This is a genomic window from Cognatundibacterium oligocarboniphilum (assembly GCF_013377855.1).
GTDB classification, from domain to species: Bacteria; Pseudomonadota; Gammaproteobacteria; order Burkholderiales; family Burkholderiaceae_D; genus Undibacterium; species Undibacterium oligocarboniphilum.
In genome coordinates this window covers 603,012-618,580 of sequence record NZ_JABXYJ010000001.1, presented here as the reverse complement: position 1 = coordinate 618,580, position 15,569 = coordinate 603,012, and the positions used below count along the sequence as shown (strand labels likewise).

Here is a 15,569-nt window from a genome sequence, read left to right as displayed (position 1 = left end):
ATTTGATGCGTAATTTTACTCATGATCTGATTGAGCGGAATGTTGGGTTGTTGCTGGTGCTCGTTATTCTGACAATCAGTGTTGGCGGTCTCGTAGAAATTGTTCCGCTGTTTTTCCAGAAATCGACGACACAGCCGGTTCAGGGTATGCAGCCATATACACCTTTGCAATTGGCCGGGCGCGATATCTATCTGAGGGAAGGTTGCTATGGCTGCCATTCTCAGATGATTCGTCCCTTCCGTGCAGAAACAGAGCGTTATGGTCACTATTCGGTTGCCGGTGAATCGGTTTATGACCATCCGTTCCAGTGGGGCAGTAAGCGCACTGGTCCTGATCTGGCGCGTGTTGGTGGCCGTTACAGCGATAACTGGCATCGTGACCACCTGAATGATCCCCGCTCTGTCGTGGTGGAGTCGAACATGCCTGCTTATCCTTGGCTGGCCAAGACACCGCTTGATCCTGCGAGCATTGTGCCTAAACTCAATGCAATGAAAACGCTGGGTGTTCCTTACACAGATGAACAGATCAAGGCTGGTCCTGCTGAATTGGAAAACAAGACCGAACAGGATGCGCTGATTGCGTACTTGCAGGTACTGGGAACTGCAATCAAAAATAAAAATTAAGAGAAGTGCCTCCTTGTATTGTCACTTTTTGAAAGGATAAAAATGAATTTCACAATCCTGAGCAGTGTGGTGACGGTGATCAGTCTGTTCGTGTTTCTGGGCATCGTCTACTGGGCATTCAGCTCCGGTAACAAGGAGCGCTTTGAAGAACTGGCTCGCTTGCCAATCGATAATGAGAATGGAAAATAGTCATGGCAGATTTTTTTAATGAGTGGTGGGGCATCGGTATTGCTATCATCGTAGCAATTAGTATGGCTTTCTGTGTCGCTCTATTATGGTCGCAGTCTAAGGTGAAGGTGAAGGTTGGTGCAGATGGCAAGCCTTTACCTGCAGAAACTACCGGCCATGTATGGGATGGCAATCTGATGGAGCAAAACAATCCTTTGCCAAAGTGGTGGCAATGGTTGTTTTATCTCACAGTTGTCTTCAGTATTGGTTATCTGGTGGTATATCCAGGTTTTGGTACGCGACAGGGAACATTTGGCTGGAGTCAGATTGGCGCCTATGAAAAAGAAATGAAGGATGGTGAGGCGCAGTATGGACCGATCTTTAATAAATATCTGTCCATGGACATTAAAGATGTTGCCAAAGATCCCCAGGCACGTGAAATTGGTCAGCGTTTGTTTTTAAATACATGCGCCCAGTGTCACGGTTCAGATGCGCAGGGAGGTAAGGGTTACCCTAATCTGACAGATAATGACTGGCTGTATGGTGGCGATCCGCAAACCATTAAAACGACCATTACCGAAGGTCGTCATGGTCAGATGCCGCCTATGGGCGCTGCGCTTGGCACGGATGATGATGTGCGCAACGTGGCAAATTATGTATTAAGTTTGTCCAATTCAGCGCACGATCCGATTAAGGCTGCGATTGGGAAGCCAAAGTTCGCTGCATGCGCTGCTTGTCACGGTACGGATGGTAAGGGAAATCAAACTATAGGCGCGCCTAACCTGACAGATAAAATCTGGTTGTATGGCGGCGGTATTGATACTGTGATGGAAACGATCAACAAAGGACGTAATAATCAGATGCCGGCGCATAAAAATATTTTGTCTCCGGGTAAGATTCATTTGTTAGCCGCGTATGTTTGGGGCTTGTCGAACAATGCTGAAGCAGGCAAGGTATCTGACGCTGAAACGCAGGCGATTAAACAGATTGCTTCCGCAGTTGTCCCGGCAGTAGAAACGTCTGCGAAGTAAAAAGGTATCAACAAGTACTAGTGTATTGAATAAGTTGCAGTATTTCAGCAGTTCAGAAGAAAGATAATGTAAAAATGAAGTATATCCCCATTACTCCAGTGCCTATAGAAGAAACTGAACTGGCTTTGTTTGAAGAGCGGAAAAAAATATACCCTCGGACACAGCGCGGATGGTTTGCTTCCTGGCGCTGGGTAATGGTCACTTTTACGCAATTTCTTTTTTATGGCGCAGCCTGGCTGAATTGGAATGACAGGCAGGCCGTATTATTTGATCTCGTCGCCCGGAAATTTTACATTTTTGGTTTGGTTTTCTGGCCTCAGGATTTTATTTACCTTGCAGTTTTGCTGGTGATCTCTGCTTTATCGCTGTTTCTGTTTACTGCGGTGGCGGGACGTTTATTTTGTGGGTATGCATGTCCGCAAACAGTATATACAGAAATCTTTTTATGGGTTGAACGCAAGGTCGAAGGAGATCGTAACGCGCGCATCAAACTCGATTCCGGACCACTTACGACCCGTAAATTTTCTCTGAAATTTATTAAGCATTTTATCTGGCTCGCAATCGCGTTATGGACCGGATTCACTTTTGTCGGATATTTCACACCTATTCGTGAACTTGCTGTGTCTGTTGGATCCTGGACTCTGGGACCATGGGAAACCTTCTGGTTGTTATTTTACGGTTTTGCGACTTATGGTAATGCAGGGTGGATGCGTGAACAGGTCTGCAAATATATGTGTCCTTATGCACGTTTCCAAAGTGCGATGTTTGACAAGGATACATTAATTGTCACCTACGACACCGCACGTGGTGATCCGCGCGGTGCACGTAATAAGAAAGTCGACTATAAAGCCCAGGGGCTGGGTTCCTGTGTGGATTGTGGTATTTGTGTACAGGTTTGTCCGACAGGGATTGATATCCGTAATGGATTGCAATACGACTGTATTGCGTGTGGCTTGTGTATTGATGGCTGCAATCAGGTCATGGATAAGATGGGTTATGAGCGCGGTCTGATTCGCTATACCACTGATCACGCATTAACCCGGAAAATGGATCAGAAAGCAATGTGGGCGAGGGTATTCCGTCTTCGTACTCTGATTTACAGCGGCATCCTTGCCTTGATTATTCTGTTGACAGCGATTTCCTTGTTTTATCACGTTCCACTGAAGGTGGATGTGATTCGCGATCGGGGTATGCCAAAGATTACTGAGAATGGCGACATAGAGAACGTTTACCGTTTGCAGGTCATGAATACTCAGGAATCTGCCCGACGGTATAAAGTGGAGATTGTCGGTGCGCCGGGAGCAATGATCCTGAATAATATGGATATTGATGTCAAATCTGCGACAACCAAAGCATTCCCTATGCGAGTCAGAGTGCCTGCCCATGTTTTTCAAACTGGATCAAACCGTATCCGTTTTATGATTAAAGATGTGGATGCACCAGATGTCACCGTGACTGAAAAAGCCGTATTTATTGTCCCAAAATAAGGAAATATGATGAATGCAATACTGACTCCTAAAAAAGCGGACAAATGGTATAAAGAACCCTGGTTGATCCTGGTTGTCGGAGGCCCTTTAACAGTAGTTTGTGCAAGTATCTTTACCGGAATCATCGCCTTAACCGGCGCAGATAAAGTGATTACTGAAGACTATTACAAACAAGGTCTGATGATTAATAAAGATATACAGCGTGACGCCAAGGCGCGGGCACAGCATCTTTCTGCGCAGGTCAGCCTGGATGCGTCGCGCAATAAGGTGCTTGTCCATCTGGAAGGAAGTGGTGTTTTACCGGATAGTATTCAAATGAGTCTGGCAAATGCAGCCAAAGGCGCTGCGACTGTAGATGAGATTATCCGGCGTTTACCATTAAAACAAATCGCTCCCGGACAGTATGAAGGCGATCTGAGAATAATATCGAGTATTTTTTCCAGTTCTGTTAAATTGTTTCATATCAAGTTGGAGACAACAGACTGGAGATTAACTGGCGACTGGTTTGAGCCGGAACAAAAGGTGGCGCAGCTGACAGCAATTCAGTAGTACGCCGTTCTGAGTTTTACCCAGTGAATTGTGACCAGTAATCGGATAGATTATAAAGGGGGGGCAAGATTGGAACAGCAGAGTTCAACATATCAGAAACCGAATTTGCGATCAATGCTGATGATAGTATTGTGGCCGGCGTTTCTCATGGCCTGTGCAGCCACAGGATTGTTTTTCAGTCTTGTCGATCCGATGGAGTTGATCGTTCTCGATCAACGTTTGCAGGTGCATATAACCGGTGCGTATACAATTGGTTTTTTTGCCTTTTGGCTGTTGGGGATTTTATCTAGTGGACTGACCGCATTGTTGGTACAAAAAGCGCATTAAATCCAGTTTTTCAGTCATTTTGTTTTCTCTGAATCCCTGATCGTTGAATAATGTTTTATCTGGTTTTAACGGTCAGACTATCTTCATGCTGACATTTCCATTAGCATTTGCTGCAATCACGGCGGGGCTCGCCGGAGGTATTCACTGTGTGGGAATGTGCGGTGGAATATCTTCCATTTTATCGAAGCAGGCGTCATCAAAATATAAAACCATTCCTCTGCATACCGATGTATCTGCTGGTAGCAAGCAGGAAAAAATATTCAATCCGGGCAGTGAATATTTACAGCATCAAGTCAGATTGCATGCGGGGCGTATTTCAACTTACATGATAGTGGGAGCGATATTTGGTGGGCTGGGTAGTGCTGGTATTGTATTTAAGCCCTCTGCATTGTTGCATCAGATATTATTTGTGCTTGGTAACATCGCATTGATTTTACTGGGGCTGCGTATATTCGGACTCCGTATGCCTTTCAGCGGAAGATATTCTTTTTTTCTGAGTTTGCAACAAACTGCTTTCTCTTTTCTGGAGCCTTTCAGAGCGGGTCTGCGACATCCTTATCTGACAGGGCTGGCATGGGGTGGTTTACCGTGCGGACTACTATACAGCGTGGCACCTTTTGCCCTGTTGTCCGGCGATCCATTATCTGGTGCCTTGCTGATGTTGCTCTTTGGGTTAAGCGCATTGCCACATCTGTTATTCAGTCAAGGTATCTATCGTCTGGCAAGGCAGACACAACTACCGCATCTGATTAGATACATGGGGGCCGCCATATTGGTTGTGATTGGGCTGACTGGTTTGTGGTATCTTGATATGGAAAAGATGCCGGGGTTTTTGTGCGTACTACCAGGAGGCTGAGAAAGTCAGACTTTGGTATTGATCAGGGTTCCCAACATTTCATCTGCAGTTTTGACCATCTTCGCATTGACGTCGAAACCAGCTTTATATTGAATCGATTGCACAACTTCATTCGTCAGATCAGTGCCGCTATTATCTTGTTGAGTGATAGCTGACCTTCGGCTGAGATTGACGATAACGCCACCATTTGCATTTTCTTGAAAGCTGACTTGCTGAGGATTGAATCCTTGGGTGTTGGCATTGGCAACATTATGAGCACTGCTATCCAGTGCAGTTTCATTAGCACGCATACCAGACAGACCGCTATTTAAAGCTGAAATCAACATAGATCACCTCATAATCCAAAATAACTTAATTCCCTCAAAGCAAGAGTGTATACCTAAAATGAGGTGATTTGCCTAAATTTTACGCAGATTGTTTTGCTTGCAAAGGAAGTTGAATTTCTATTACCGTTCCTTCGCCAGCAGGGCTGGATACGCAGAATTCGCCATTCATTGCCTTAATTCTTTCCCGCATTCCAACCAATCCAAAAGACTGGGATTTGCTCATGTCCTGCTCATCAATACCTTTTCCATTATCGGCAATCGTAAAGCGCAGTTGTTCATTATTACGTTGAAACTCAATTTGTACATAACTGGCGTCGGCGTGGCGTGCAACATTTGTCAGTGATTCTTGTACGATACGATAAATGGCGGTGCTTCTCACATCATCGAGAATGAGTTGTGTTTCATCGGCGATCAGTTCGCAATCAATTTTGTGCCGCTGGGAAAAATCTTTTTGTAAAGTCTGAAGCGCAAAAAATAATCCTCCCTCATCCAGTGCCCGGGGGCGCAGATCAGTGGCGATACGTCGCAGTGTCGTAATTGCGGTCAGTATTAATTGATCCATACTGTGGATGGTTTGTTTGTTCTTGTCTGCAAACATGGCGTCACGCTGGAGTAACGATAAGTCCATACGCAGAGCCGCAAGCAGCTGGCCAAGATCGTCATGCAATTCGCGGGCAATATGCTTTCTTTCTTCTTCCCTGATTGATTGAAGTGTTGCAGACAGCTGGCTGAGTTGCTCATGGTATTTCGCCATTTTTTCTTTGGCGACCTTCCGGTCTGTAATGTCGCGGAAAATAACGGTATAAAAACGGTGCCCGTTTTCAAATTGATGTGCAATGGAAGCTTCTATCGGAAATTCTTCTCCGGAAGCACGGCAACCCGTAACGTAGAAATCTTCAAAATGCGTTCCCATCTTACGTCGGGTGATTCCGGTTTCTCCGAATTGATGAACATGTTTACGGTGAGCATGGCGGTGGCGGTCGGGAATCAGAATATTTAAAGACCTTCCGATCAGATCGTCGAGTTCATAGCCAAAGATCAATGCTGCGGCTGGATTTGCCAAGATGATGTTCTGATGGTCATCTACCGTGATAATCCCATCAATTGCCGTATCAATCATCCTGCTCAGACGTTGGCGCTCGAGTTTCAATTCTTCAGCAGATTGCGCCAGATTTACACTAGTCGCGGCAAGATGTGCGTAGGGTGTATGGATATTGACGGCAACCATACTGCGATAGATCGCAATTGCAGAAAAAAGCTGGAATGCATGTCCGATGACAACATTGACATCACTGGTTTCTGCATAGATAGAGAAATAGACTTCAGACATGGCCATCATCGAACTGGCCAAAAACAGAGGGGTACGTTCTATGTGCAGATGTTCAGCAGATTTGTCTGACTGAAAGCGCAGCGAGTGCCGATAGAACAGCAGGGCGGTCAGAGTGTTGATGGCGATTAAGCCAAGTTCACAACCCAGCTTAAAAACGGTTTGTCCTTTTCCGGGAAGAAAAGTTAATGGTATCCAGTCTGGGAAAATGAAAATCAGAATACCCCATGCGCAGGTTGCCAATAATCCTGCCAGTAAAACACCATAGGATTGTAGTTGTGTAATCGGGGAGTCTTCGGGATCAAGTGCCAGGCCCAGAAGTGTGGTTGCGATAATGGAGCGGGATACCAACCAGAAGCTTAATGACTTGTGCATATCCTCAGGAGAAGAAAAGCCGGGCATACCTTGAAAAGTAATGGCATGCAGAAAACCGAGAATCGCCGTGCATAGAAAGGCGACTGCGAGAATGACGCTGCTTTTTTTCCTGATTTCTCCAAACGCATTCCAGCAAACGATAAACACGGATGCAAAAATAATGATCGTCACCGTCTCAAGCAGTGTATGAACCGGCAGTGGCTCCGGAATCCGGAATGCTGATAACCAGTCCTGATTCAACCAGATAACGCCGGAAACCAATAGCAGGACGTATGCAAGCCAGCGAGTGTTGTTCAGCCTGGCAGATGCTGGTGGTATCGGAGGTGACATAGGCGTGGCTTACGTACGATAGCGTTGGGCAGTATTATAAAGACAGGATATCTTTGAAAATTTGCGGAAGTCAAAGTGTGAATGGGAATGTGCATGCATAAATAACAGGCAATAACCTGATGATTTACTTGATAGTATACGTCGGCTGATTGAATGCAGTATGTTTTTTTGTCTGGCTGACAGCTTACCCCCCCCCAAAAAAAAGGGACGCTACAGCGTCCCTTTTTTGACAGTAATCCAGAGTTATTGAATTTTTGCCTTCTTGACCAAGGCTTGCTGGTAAGCCTGGACTTTTTGTTGTTGCAATCCATCGATGATTTGTGGTTTCACTTCTTCCAGTGCAGGGAATTTGGCAGCACGGATATCGTCAAGTTTGATGACGTGATAGCCAAACTCAGTTTTGACTGGAGTTTCAGTGAATTGCCCTTTTTGCAGGGCAACCATTGCTTGTGAGAATGGAGGAACAAATGTTGCTGGTGTTGCCCAATCCAGATCACCACCTTTGGATGCGGAGCCTGTGTCTTTGGATTGCTTTGCCAGCTCTTCAAACTTGGCGCCGGCTTTCAGTTTGGAGATGATCGCTTTCGCATCATCTTCTTTTTCTACCAGGATATGGTAGGCGTGGTATTCCTTGTCACCGGCCTGAGCTTTTGCCTTGTCATATTCCGCCTGAACTTCTGCATCAGAAACAGGGTTTTTCTTGACGTAATCGATCATCAGGGCACGAATCAGCAAAGACTGACGTGCAATTTCAAGCTGGTTTTTCACTTCCGGATTGGATGCAACGCCGGATTTTTCCGCTTCTTGCATCAGCACTTCACGGTTGATCAGTTCTTGCTTGACCATAGCGCGCAACTGCGGAGTATCCTGTTGACCTTGCGTAGCCAGTTGTTTGACCATGGCATCAACACGTGCGGAAGGAATCGCTTTGCCATTGACTACGGCGAGATTTTGAGCCATTGCTGGCAGAGCTGTTGCAAGAAGTACTACCAGCAAATGAGCAGGTTTAAAAGTCATTGTCTGTTCCTAAATAACAAAATAATTAAAACGGATTATATAAATAAACTGCTTAGGTCGGTATCTCTGACGGTGCCAGCGCAGTGATTGCCAATGCGTGAACCTCCGTATGCATCATATCGCCAACGGCATCATACACCAGTCGATGCCTGGAAATACGGTTTAGACCTTCAAATTGTTGACAAATTATTTTTACACTGTAATGACTACCTCCTGAAGCGGCGCCAGCATGGCCTGCATGAGCTGCAGAGTCATCCTGCAAGTAACATTCAATGGGCTGCAAGCCTTCCTGCAGCCTGTGCTGTAATTTTTCGAAACGAGACATCATTCCGTTTCCTCGATGTATTTTGATAAAAACAGACTTTGTACAATGACGAATGCCGGCATGATCCCAATCATTGAGATCAGCTTGAAATTTGCCCATACTGACGTTGAGAATTGAAAGGCAACAAACAGATTCACCAGCCCCATCGTTACAAAAAAAGCGATCCAGGTCAGGCTAAGGCGTGCCCAGATGATATCCGGTAGTGTGATTTGTGATCCCATTGCGGTCTGAATCAGGTTTTTTTTGAAAATAAACTGCGACAGGATAAACGCACCGGCGTAACACCAGTAGAGTACGGTGGGCTTCCATTTGATGAAAGTTTCGCTGTGAAAATAAATGGTGGCCCCGCCAAACACCATGATGATAATGAACGATATCCAGAGCATTGCATCGATCTTTTTTCGCCTGATTAAAAGTGAACTAATCTGGACAACGGATGCTGACAGTGTGACAGCGGTAGCCAGTAGGATGGGGGCTATGTCAGCAGAGCTGATTCCGCCCGAAATGAATGATGACAGATATTCTGCTGTATAGCTTTGCGCTGCCTGAGGGTAGCTTTCCCCCCATTTGAACGTCACAAAAAATAAGATGACGGGGAAAACATCAAATAAAAATTTCATTAACAATCTTATGCTGATAAGGGTTCAAACTTCAGTGATGCGGAATTAATGCAATAGCGCAGACCTGTCGGTGGAGGGCCATCCGGGAAGACGTGTCCCAAATGGGCGTCGCAGATGTTACACAAAATTTCTGTGCGCGTCATGCCATGAGATGTATCAATCCGTTCCAGAACGTTGGCGGGGTTTAAGGCGCGAAAATAGCTTGGCCAGCCGCATCCTGAGTCAAATTTTGCGTCTGAGGCAAATAACGGGGTATTGCAGCAGACGCAAGTGTATATCCCGGTTTCGTGGTGATCCCAGAATTTTCCGGTAAAAGCGCGCTCTGTCCCCGCGTGACGGGTGACCTGGTACTGAACTGGATCGAGTTGCTGGCGCCATTCGGCATCGGATTTAGTGATCTTTTTCATCTGGAATCTCACTTAAGATGAGCAACTGACTTCGAGATGCCCGGCCCAATCAGGTGGCAGAGCAGCATACTGATCATGCTCAGGTTGTTCATGGTACGGATTATTCAGAATCATATTCAGTTTCTTGATTTCGCTGAAATCTTTTTGCTGCGCTTTTTTGATAGCGATCTGAGCTAAATAGTTTCGCAAAATATACTTGGGATTGATTGTTTTCATCAGAAACTGACGCTCTTCATTCTGACTCTTTTCCATTAAGAGGTGCTCCCGATATGAAATCAGCCATTGATGCAGGCCTTCACGGTCAATAAACAGATCCAGCAGTCGCTCATCTTCTTGGCTGCTCTCATTTCTAATATGACTGAGTGAGCGGAATGTCAGGGTGAAATCGGCATGATTTTGTTGCATTAAATCAAAAAAACGATCAAGTAATACGGTATTGTCCGGGTTTGTGTGCCGCAGTCCCAGTTTCTGACGAAATAGATTCTGCCTGTGGTTTTCAAATTCTGCCGGGTAAACATCCAGCACCTGTTGCGTTTCTTCGATACTGCCAATCAACGGCAGCATGGCCTGTGCCAGAGCATGTGTGTTCCAATGGCCTATCCTTGGTTGCATATGATAGGCATAACGACCTTGCTGATCGGTGTGATTGCAGATATGCCGTTCATCGTAAGCCTCCATAAAACCGAAAGGGCCATAATCAAGCGTCAGACCTAATATGGACATATTATCGGTATTCATCACGCCATGCATGAATCCGACAGCTTGCCATTGTGCGATCAGCGCGGCAGTACGCCGGGCGATGCAGGCCAGCAAAGCCTGATAAGGATTATCTTCCTGCTGGCATTGTGGAAAATAATGTGTGATAACGAAATCAGCGAGGACTTTTAATTCGTCTGGCCGGTTGTTGTAATACCAGTGCTCAAACGAACCAAAGCGGATAAAACTGGGTGAGAGGCGGGTAACCACTGCGCTGGTTTCAGGGGTTTCCCGCATCACATAGTGATCCGACCCCATGATGGATAAAGCTCTGGACGTCGGAATTCCCAATGCATGCATGGCTTCTGAGCACAAAAATTCGCGGATTGAGGAACGCAGCACAGCCCGGCCGTCGCCAGCGCGGGAGTAGGGGGTGGGGCCGGCTCCTTTTAACTGCACTTCATGCCGGACACCGCTCTTGGGAATGGCATCTCCTAACAAAATGGCGCGACCATCGCCGAGCTGTCCTGCCCATACGCCAAACTGGTGGCCAGAATACACGGCAGCCAGTGGTTCCGGATGACTGTTGTGCTGACTGCCGCTGAAGGCATGAATGAATTCCTGTTCTTGAAATTGTTCAGGAGAAAATCGAAATTCTGCTGCCGCCTGATCGCTGACTGCTACCAGATAAGGTGCTGGCAATGGCGTTGGCTGCAGTTTAGTAAAAAAACTCGCAGGTAATGAAGAGAACTGGCTGGGCAGTAAAACCTGATGTAATCCGGAGGGCTGCATTGCGGTATGAGGCTGACTTATGAGTTGAACAGGATGATAATTTCATGCCTATTCTGACAGACTATTGCGAATTCTGTTTTAAGTGCTTTTTTAAAGCAAATGCGATGAGCAATAAAAAAAGGCTCTCGCTGATGGAGAGCCTTTAAGTTGTTGCTGCGGGCGGCGTTATGCAGTCAGCCGGTCCCGCACCTTGCAGCCATCAATCAGGAAAGACAAGCTGATGACCAGTACCAGCTCGCCTTCCGCAGAGCGTGCGGTGCCGGTAATACCAGGTGTTGTGATACAGGTTAATGGTTTGATGACGAGATCGGCGGTACCGTCAACCGAGTCGACCGATAAGATATAAGGGCTGGGGGCTGCAATCACAATCCCGACCCGTTCCGATGATGGGGTGTAGCCCAGAATCTTCCCCAGTGATCTGACCGGTAACGGCCGTCCCAAGTCTCGCAGAACCGGCTGCCCACCGACACTTTCAAACGCTTCCGGTAATTCCACAACCCGCTGTACCGTGGCCATGGGAAGGGCGAGTGAGGCACCGTCCGTCCTGACCAGCATGGTTGGAACAATGGAAAGTTCGATTGGCAACCGGATCAGAAAGGTCGTGCCTTTGCCCAGCTCTGATGCGATACGAATCGCACCACGATGGCGTTCAACCGCAGTTTTAACCACGTCCATGCCGACACCGCGCCCGGAGACGCTGGAGGCAACTTCTTTGGTTGAGAACCCGGGAAGGAAAACAAGCTGAAACGCCTCGTCATCCGTACGGGCATCGTGAGAATTGATAAGTCCTTTAGAAATGGCTTTCTCTCTCAATCGCTGGGCATCCATTCCTTTGCCATCGTCTGAGACTTCAATCATCACGCTGCTGGCTTCCTGCCAGGCTTTCAGAGAAATGGCTGCACGTTGCGATTTGTTTTTCTGCAGGCGTTCCTCACCAGTTTCAATACCATGATCCAATGCATTGCGCAGCATATGCACCAATGGGTCATACAGACTGTCAACGACGACACGGTCAACTTCTGTTTCGGCTCCTGAAATATTCAGGTCTACTTCTTTTCCTAAATCCCGCGCCAGTTCCCGCACCAGGCGTGGAAATTTCTGAAACAGCCGTCCGACTGGTTGCATGCGTGTTGCCAGTGTGGCGCGCTGCAATTCTGTCGAGTAGCGTGAGGCCCGGGTCAGTGTTTCGGTCAATGCAGACATCAACGGTGCAGCCTGACCATCAAATTTGAATTGGGATAGTTTTTCCAGCAGGACCGCAGCCTGATTGGCCGCCTGTACAGATTCTCCAGCCACTTCCAGCAAGGCATTCAGCTTGACCGCATCAATCCGGATACTTTCTTCTTTGACCGGCGCATTTTGTTTAATATCGGCATTCAGCAGTGAAGACTTGACGGCATCGCTTTCTTCTTTTGTTGCAGATATCTGTATCGTCGCTCCCGCTACTTCCGGCAAAGTACCTTCCGGTGTGACTGCTCTGAAATAGGCTTCCCAATCGAGGCTATCTTGCGGTGTAGCCGGTGCGATGCTTTCGCTCGCAGATACCGGAGTGACTGCCTTCACTTGAGGGACTGGAGCTTTAGGCGTAGTGCCGCCTTTACTTTCAATGGCATCCGTCAGCATGGTTTCCAATGCTTTCGGCATCGTCGAGAGTTGCTCAGGAGGGGTGCCATTATTGAGTGCTGTGAGCTGATCTGCGACAAAACCACTCGCTTCCAGCGCTGCTTCGATTGCTTCGGGTGTCACGGGAACTTGCCCGGTTCGGAGCGCGTCGAATAAATTTTCTGTCAGGTGACAGGCGGACACCATGGCAGTCAGGTTCATAAAGCCTGCGCCACCTTTGATCGTGTGAAATGACCGGAATACCGCATTCAGAGTATTCATGTCCTGCGGATTGCGTTCGAGAGAAAGCAGATGTTCCTCTACATTAGTCGCCAGATCGAGCGCTTCGACGACAAATTCTTTGAGCATGTCATCCATTAGAAACCCAGGCTGTCAAGGAGATTATCGACATCATCCTGTTCCAGTGCGGCATTAGGAACCGATGGGCCTTCCATGAGTTCAACTGCTTTTTCTTTCAGATCTGAAGGGGCATTATCGAGCAGGATCTGCGCGAGTTCACGTTCGACAGCTTTGTTAATGGCAACTACTTTTTTGATCAGCTGACCGGTAAGATCCTGGAAGTCTTGTGCCATCATAATATCAAGCAGACGGGCTTTTTCTGCATCTGTTGCGGCCAAGACCGTATGTGCAAAAGTCTTCGAATCCGCTGCCAGCACTTTAAATTCTTCGATGCTGAGTTTTCCGGCGAACAGATTATCCCAGCGTTCGTCCATATTCCGGGCTTTCTTTGCCAGTTCATCCTGTTCTGGCATACCGAGATCAGTGGCATTTAAAACTTTATTTGCAGCCTGTTCTGTAAGTGTGGCGACATATTCGAGTCTGTCCTGTGCATCGGCGACTTGGATTGCAACATCAGACAAAGAACGGTCATATCCCAACTGTCGCATGGAGTCATGCAACATGCGCACCACATTGCCTAAACGGTCAAATATGGGTTTGGTAGAGTCGACGTCAGTATTATGAAAATTTAATTTCGCAGGTTGCTCTGTTGTCAGTACGTTATTGCTCGGTACCACAGCAGGCTCAGTTACGGCAGGAGGAGGGGCATTACCTTCCTGGCGCTGATTAGCCATTTCGTCAAACAATGCTTCCAGATCATCTTCTGAGTCGGTCATAATTTTTTATTCTCCATAATCACTGTGACTTTCATGCAATTTTTCCACAAATATCATGGTCTGTCGTTAATTTTGGATAAAGGATCTGCGTTTACCTTTAGCGCTTCAATTGGTTTTGTAAAAAAAAGAGCGTATTAAGTTTTGCATATGCCTGATACTTGCGAAAAGATTGGCTGAGCAGCTGTCGGCCAGATTTTTGTTACATAGTAGCAGTAGTTTGTCCAAGAATAGCTGACGGCCATTAAATTTGTTAATTTTTTGCTGGTTTCAAGACAGTTTAAGTATTTGTTTGGTTCTTGGAAAGCGTGTAATTTGTCAAAAATTGTTCGGGCGTTTCTATGGAAAACATGCCTGCGTTGCGCATTTTTCTGGCCAGTTTTAATAATGCCTTGTCTTTAGTGATCAAGGTTGCCGCTTGCGTGTCCCGGGCAATTTCAAGAAATTTCTGATCATCTTTATCGCTGCAGACTGGCAGTCGGATGTGGTCTAAGCTGACGGGGGAGACGCATGCGATCAGGTCGTCAAACTGCTGACAGATTGGTGCCAGTGTATCTGGCGTGACTGGCAAATGCGGATACTTCAAGACTGCCAGCCATTCATCGCGACAGTCGGAACGGGTTACGGCTTGTAATTGTTGATTATTTAATTCTTCGCGTAGTACATTCCAGCGCTGATCCTGAAAAACGAATAAATCGAGGCAGACATTGGTGTCAATAACGATGCGCTTGGGTATGATAGCGTCCATTGTGTTTCGTGGTGGTGATTGAATTGATGCTTATTGTATTATCTCCGGCCAAAAGTCTGGATTATGAAAGCCCTGTTTCTACTGAATTTTCAACCGTACCAGATTTTCTTAATGAGGCAGAACAGTTATCGGAAATTGCAGGAAAGTTGTCTCCACAGGATCTCAGTCATTTGATGGATATTTCGACTGCACTTGGGGAATTGAATGCAACCCGTTTCCAGGCTTGGAAAAAGGTGCCCCGTCGAGGTTCTCCTGTCAGGCAAGCAGTATTTGCTTTTAATGGTGACGTCTATGATGGTCTTGCTGCTAGGCAGATGTCTGATCTTCAACTAAATTATCTGCAAAAGCATGTCCGGATTTTGTCCGGCCTGTATGGTGTTTTGCGCCCTATGGATCAATTGCAGCCTTATCGGTTGGAAATGGGGACGACACTGAAAAACCCGAATGGTAAAAATCTGTATGCATTCTGGGGTGAGAAGGTCACGCATTTATTGCACCGGCAAATTGAGGTGGTAAATGCCAATACGTTGATTAATCTTGCTTCGGAGGAGTATTTTAAGGTAGTGAAACCTAAATTGCTTCCGGTTAGGGTTGTTACACCGATTTTTCAGGACTGGAAAAATGGGCAATATAAAATTATTTCTTTTTTTGCGAAACGGGCGAGAGGAATGATGGCGCGATATTGCGCAGAACATGCGATTCAGGATCCGACTGACTTGAGATCATTCAATGAGGACGGTTACTCGTTTTGTATGGAGGAATCCTCTGAGGAACGCTGGGTATTCCGCCGGAAAGTGGAATGATGAGGTCCCGGAAATAAAAAACCGGCA

General features: G+C 46.7%; 18 protein-coding genes. 8 read left to right on the top strand and 10 right to left on the bottom strand.

Annotated elements, in window-relative coordinates; all coding sequences use genetic code 11:
* The first annotated feature begins 5 nt into the window (after nt 1–5).
* From ccoO to HV832_RS02905, 7 genes are all read left to right on the top strand, one after another.
* Complete coding sequence (gene ccoO, locus HV832_RS02935; protein ID WP_176802026.1) at nt 6–623, top strand: cytochrome-c oxidase, cbb3-type subunit II; 618 nt, start codon at nt 6–8, stop codon at nt 621–623.
* Between the two features lie 42 nt (nt 624–665).
* On the top strand, nt 666–812 hold the full coding sequence (locus HV832_RS02930; protein WP_176802025.1) for a cbb3-type cytochrome oxidase subunit 3: 147 nt from the start codon (nt 666–668) through the stop codon (nt 810–812).
* A 2-nt stretch (nt 813–814) separates the two neighbouring features.
* Entirely contained in the window at nt 815–1,822 is a 1,008-nt protein-coding gene (gene ccoP, locus HV832_RS02925; RefSeq protein WP_176802024.1) for a cytochrome-c oxidase, cbb3-type subunit III, read from the top strand.
* A gap of 74 nt (nt 1,823–1,896) precedes the next feature.
* On the top strand, nt 1,897–3,309 hold the full coding sequence (gene ccoG, locus HV832_RS02920) for a cytochrome c oxidase accessory protein CcoG (protein ID WP_176802023.1): 1,413 nt from the start codon (nt 1,897–1,899) through the stop codon (nt 3,307–3,309).
* A 6-nt stretch (nt 3,310–3,315) separates the two neighbouring features.
* Nucleotides 3,316–3,858, top strand: coding sequence for a FixH family protein (locus HV832_RS02915; RefSeq protein ID WP_176802022.1), 543 nt, complete (start codon nt 3,316–3,318; stop codon nt 3,856–3,858).
* 147 nt (nt 3,859–4,005) lie between these two features.
* Nucleotides 4,006–4,185: a hypothetical protein gene (locus HV832_RS02910; RefSeq protein ID WP_223827120.1), complete on the top strand. Its 180-nt coding sequence runs from the start codon at nt 4,006–4,008 to the stop codon at nt 4,183–4,185.
* Nucleotides 4,186–4,228: 43 nt separating this feature from the next.
* Nucleotides 4,229–5,041, top strand: coding sequence for a sulfite exporter TauE/SafE family protein (locus HV832_RS02905; protein WP_176802020.1), 813 nt, complete (start codon nt 4,229–4,231; stop codon nt 5,039–5,041).
* A gap of 5 nt (nt 5,042–5,046) precedes the next feature.
* Here HV832_RS02905 and HV832_RS02900 read toward each other — a convergent pair whose 3' ends face one another.
* From HV832_RS02900 to HV832_RS02855, 10 genes are all read right to left on the bottom strand, one after another.
* A complete protein-coding gene (locus tag HV832_RS02900; RefSeq protein WP_176802019.1) occupies nt 5,047–5,367 on the bottom strand; it encodes a flagellar basal body rod C-terminal domain-containing protein in 321 nt (106 codons plus the stop codon).
* Between the two features lie 79 nt (nt 5,368–5,446).
* Complete coding sequence (locus HV832_RS02895) at nt 5,447–7,399, bottom strand: MASE3 domain-containing protein (protein WP_176802018.1); 1,953 nt, start codon at nt 7,397–7,399, stop codon at nt 5,447–5,449.
* Nucleotides 7,400–7,642: 243 nt separating this feature from the next.
* Nucleotides 7,643–8,416 (bottom strand): peptidylprolyl isomerase, encoded by a 774-nt coding sequence (locus tag HV832_RS02890; RefSeq protein WP_176802017.1) that lies wholly within the window; start codon nt 8,414–8,416, stop codon nt 7,643–7,645.
* A gap of 52 nt (nt 8,417–8,468) precedes the next feature.
* A complete protein-coding gene (locus tag HV832_RS02885; protein ID WP_176802016.1) occupies nt 8,469–8,744 on the bottom strand; it encodes a BolA family protein in 276 nt (91 codons plus the stop codon).
* Nucleotides 8,741–9,361, bottom strand: coding sequence for a septation protein A (locus HV832_RS02880; RefSeq protein ID WP_176802015.1), 621 nt, complete (start codon nt 9,359–9,361; stop codon nt 8,741–8,743). The genes HV832_RS02885 and HV832_RS02880 overlap by 4 nt, the downstream gene beginning before the upstream one ends.
* An 8-nt stretch (nt 9,362–9,369) precedes the next feature.
* On the bottom strand, nt 9,370–9,768 hold the full coding sequence (gene msrB, locus HV832_RS02875; RefSeq protein WP_176802014.1) for a peptide-methionine (R)-S-oxide reductase MsrB: 399 nt from the start codon (nt 9,766–9,768) through the stop codon (nt 9,370–9,372).
* 12 nt (nt 9,769–9,780) lie between these two features.
* Nucleotides 9,781–11,256: a protein adenylyltransferase SelO gene (locus tag HV832_RS02870; RefSeq protein ID WP_176802013.1), complete on the bottom strand. Its 1,476-nt coding sequence runs from the start codon at nt 11,254–11,256 to the stop codon at nt 9,781–9,783.
* A gap of 165 nt (nt 11,257–11,421) precedes the next feature.
* Entirely contained in the window at nt 11,422–13,236 is a 1,815-nt protein-coding gene (locus tag HV832_RS02865; protein WP_176802012.1) for a chemotaxis protein CheA, read from the bottom strand.
* Nucleotides 13,236–13,994: a protein phosphatase CheZ gene (locus tag HV832_RS02860; RefSeq protein ID WP_176802011.1), complete on the bottom strand. Its 759-nt coding sequence runs from the start codon at nt 13,992–13,994 to the stop codon at nt 13,236–13,238. Before HV832_RS02860 ends, HV832_RS02865 begins: the two co-directional genes overlap by 1 nt.
* Nucleotides 13,995–14,271: 277 nt before the next feature.
* On the bottom strand, nt 14,272–14,739 hold the full coding sequence (locus HV832_RS02855) for a putative toxin-antitoxin system toxin component, PIN family (protein ID WP_176802010.1): 468 nt from the start codon (nt 14,737–14,739) through the stop codon (nt 14,272–14,274).
* 26 nt (nt 14,740–14,765) lie between these two features.
* Between HV832_RS02855 and yaaA the strand changes: the two genes are divergently transcribed.
* On the top strand, nt 14,766–15,542 hold the full coding sequence (gene yaaA, locus HV832_RS02850; protein ID WP_176802110.1) for a peroxide stress protein YaaA: 777 nt from the start codon (nt 14,766–14,768) through the stop codon (nt 15,540–15,542).
* The last annotated feature ends 27 nt before the right edge of the window (nt 15,543–15,569 follow it).

Excerpts from the sequence above, each read along its gene's own strand:
- HV832_RS02870 (WP_176802013.1), bottom strand. The coding sequence starts at position 11,256 with ATGCAGCCCTCCGGATTACATCAGGTTTTACTGCCCAGCCAGTTCTCT.
- HV832_RS02885 (WP_176802016.1), bottom strand. The coding sequence starts at position 8,744 with ATGATGTCTCGTTTCGAAAAATTACAGCACAGGCTGCAGGAAGGCTTG.
- HV832_RS02890 (WP_176802017.1), bottom strand. The coding sequence starts at position 8,416 with ATGACTTTTAAACCTGCTCATTTGCTGGTAGTACTTCTTGCAACAGCT.
- HV832_RS02910 (WP_223827120.1), top strand. The coding sequence starts at position 4,006 with ATGGCCTGTGCAGCCACAGGATTGTTTTTCAGTCTTGTCGATCCGATG.
- HV832_RS02880 (WP_176802015.1), bottom strand. The coding sequence starts at position 9,361 with ATGAAATTTTTATTTGATGTTTTCCCCGTCATCTTATTTTTTGTGACG.
- HV832_RS02900 (WP_176802019.1), bottom strand. The coding sequence starts at position 5,367 with ATGTTGATTTCAGCTTTAAATAGCGGTCTGTCTGGTATGCGTGCTAAT.
- HV832_RS02855 (WP_176802010.1), bottom strand. The coding sequence starts at position 14,739 with ATGGACGCTATCATACCCAAGCGCATCGTTATTGACACCAATGTCTGC.
- ccoG (WP_176802023.1), top strand. The coding sequence starts at position 1,897 with ATGAAGTATATCCCCATTACTCCAGTGCCTATAGAAGAAACTGAACTG.
- HV832_RS02930 (WP_176802025.1), top strand. The coding sequence starts at position 666 with ATGAATTTCACAATCCTGAGCAGTGTGGTGACGGTGATCAGTCTGTTC.
- HV832_RS02915 (WP_176802022.1), top strand. The coding sequence starts at position 3,316 with ATGATGAATGCAATACTGACTCCTAAAAAAGCGGACAAATGGTATAAA.
- yaaA (WP_176802110.1), top strand. The coding sequence starts at position 14,766 with ATGCTTATTGTATTATCTCCGGCCAAAAGTCTGGATTATGAAAGCCCT.
- HV832_RS02865 (WP_176802012.1), bottom strand. The coding sequence starts at position 13,236 with ATGGATGACATGCTCAAAGAATTTGTCGTCGAAGCGCTCGATCTGGCG.
- ccoP (WP_176802024.1), top strand. The coding sequence starts at position 815 with ATGGCAGATTTTTTTAATGAGTGGTGGGGCATCGGTATTGCTATCATC.
- HV832_RS02895 (WP_176802018.1), bottom strand. The coding sequence starts at position 7,399 with ATGTCACCTCCGATACCACCAGCATCTGCCAGGCTGAACAACACTCGC.
- ccoO (WP_176802026.1), top strand. The coding sequence starts at position 6 with ATGCGTAATTTTACTCATGATCTGATTGAGCGGAATGTTGGGTTGTTG.
- msrB (WP_176802014.1), bottom strand. The coding sequence starts at position 9,768 with ATGAAAAAGATCACTAAATCCGATGCCGAATGGCGCCAGCAACTCGAT.
- HV832_RS02860 (WP_176802011.1), bottom strand. The coding sequence starts at position 13,994 with ATGACCGACTCAGAAGATGATCTGGAAGCATTGTTTGACGAAATGGCT.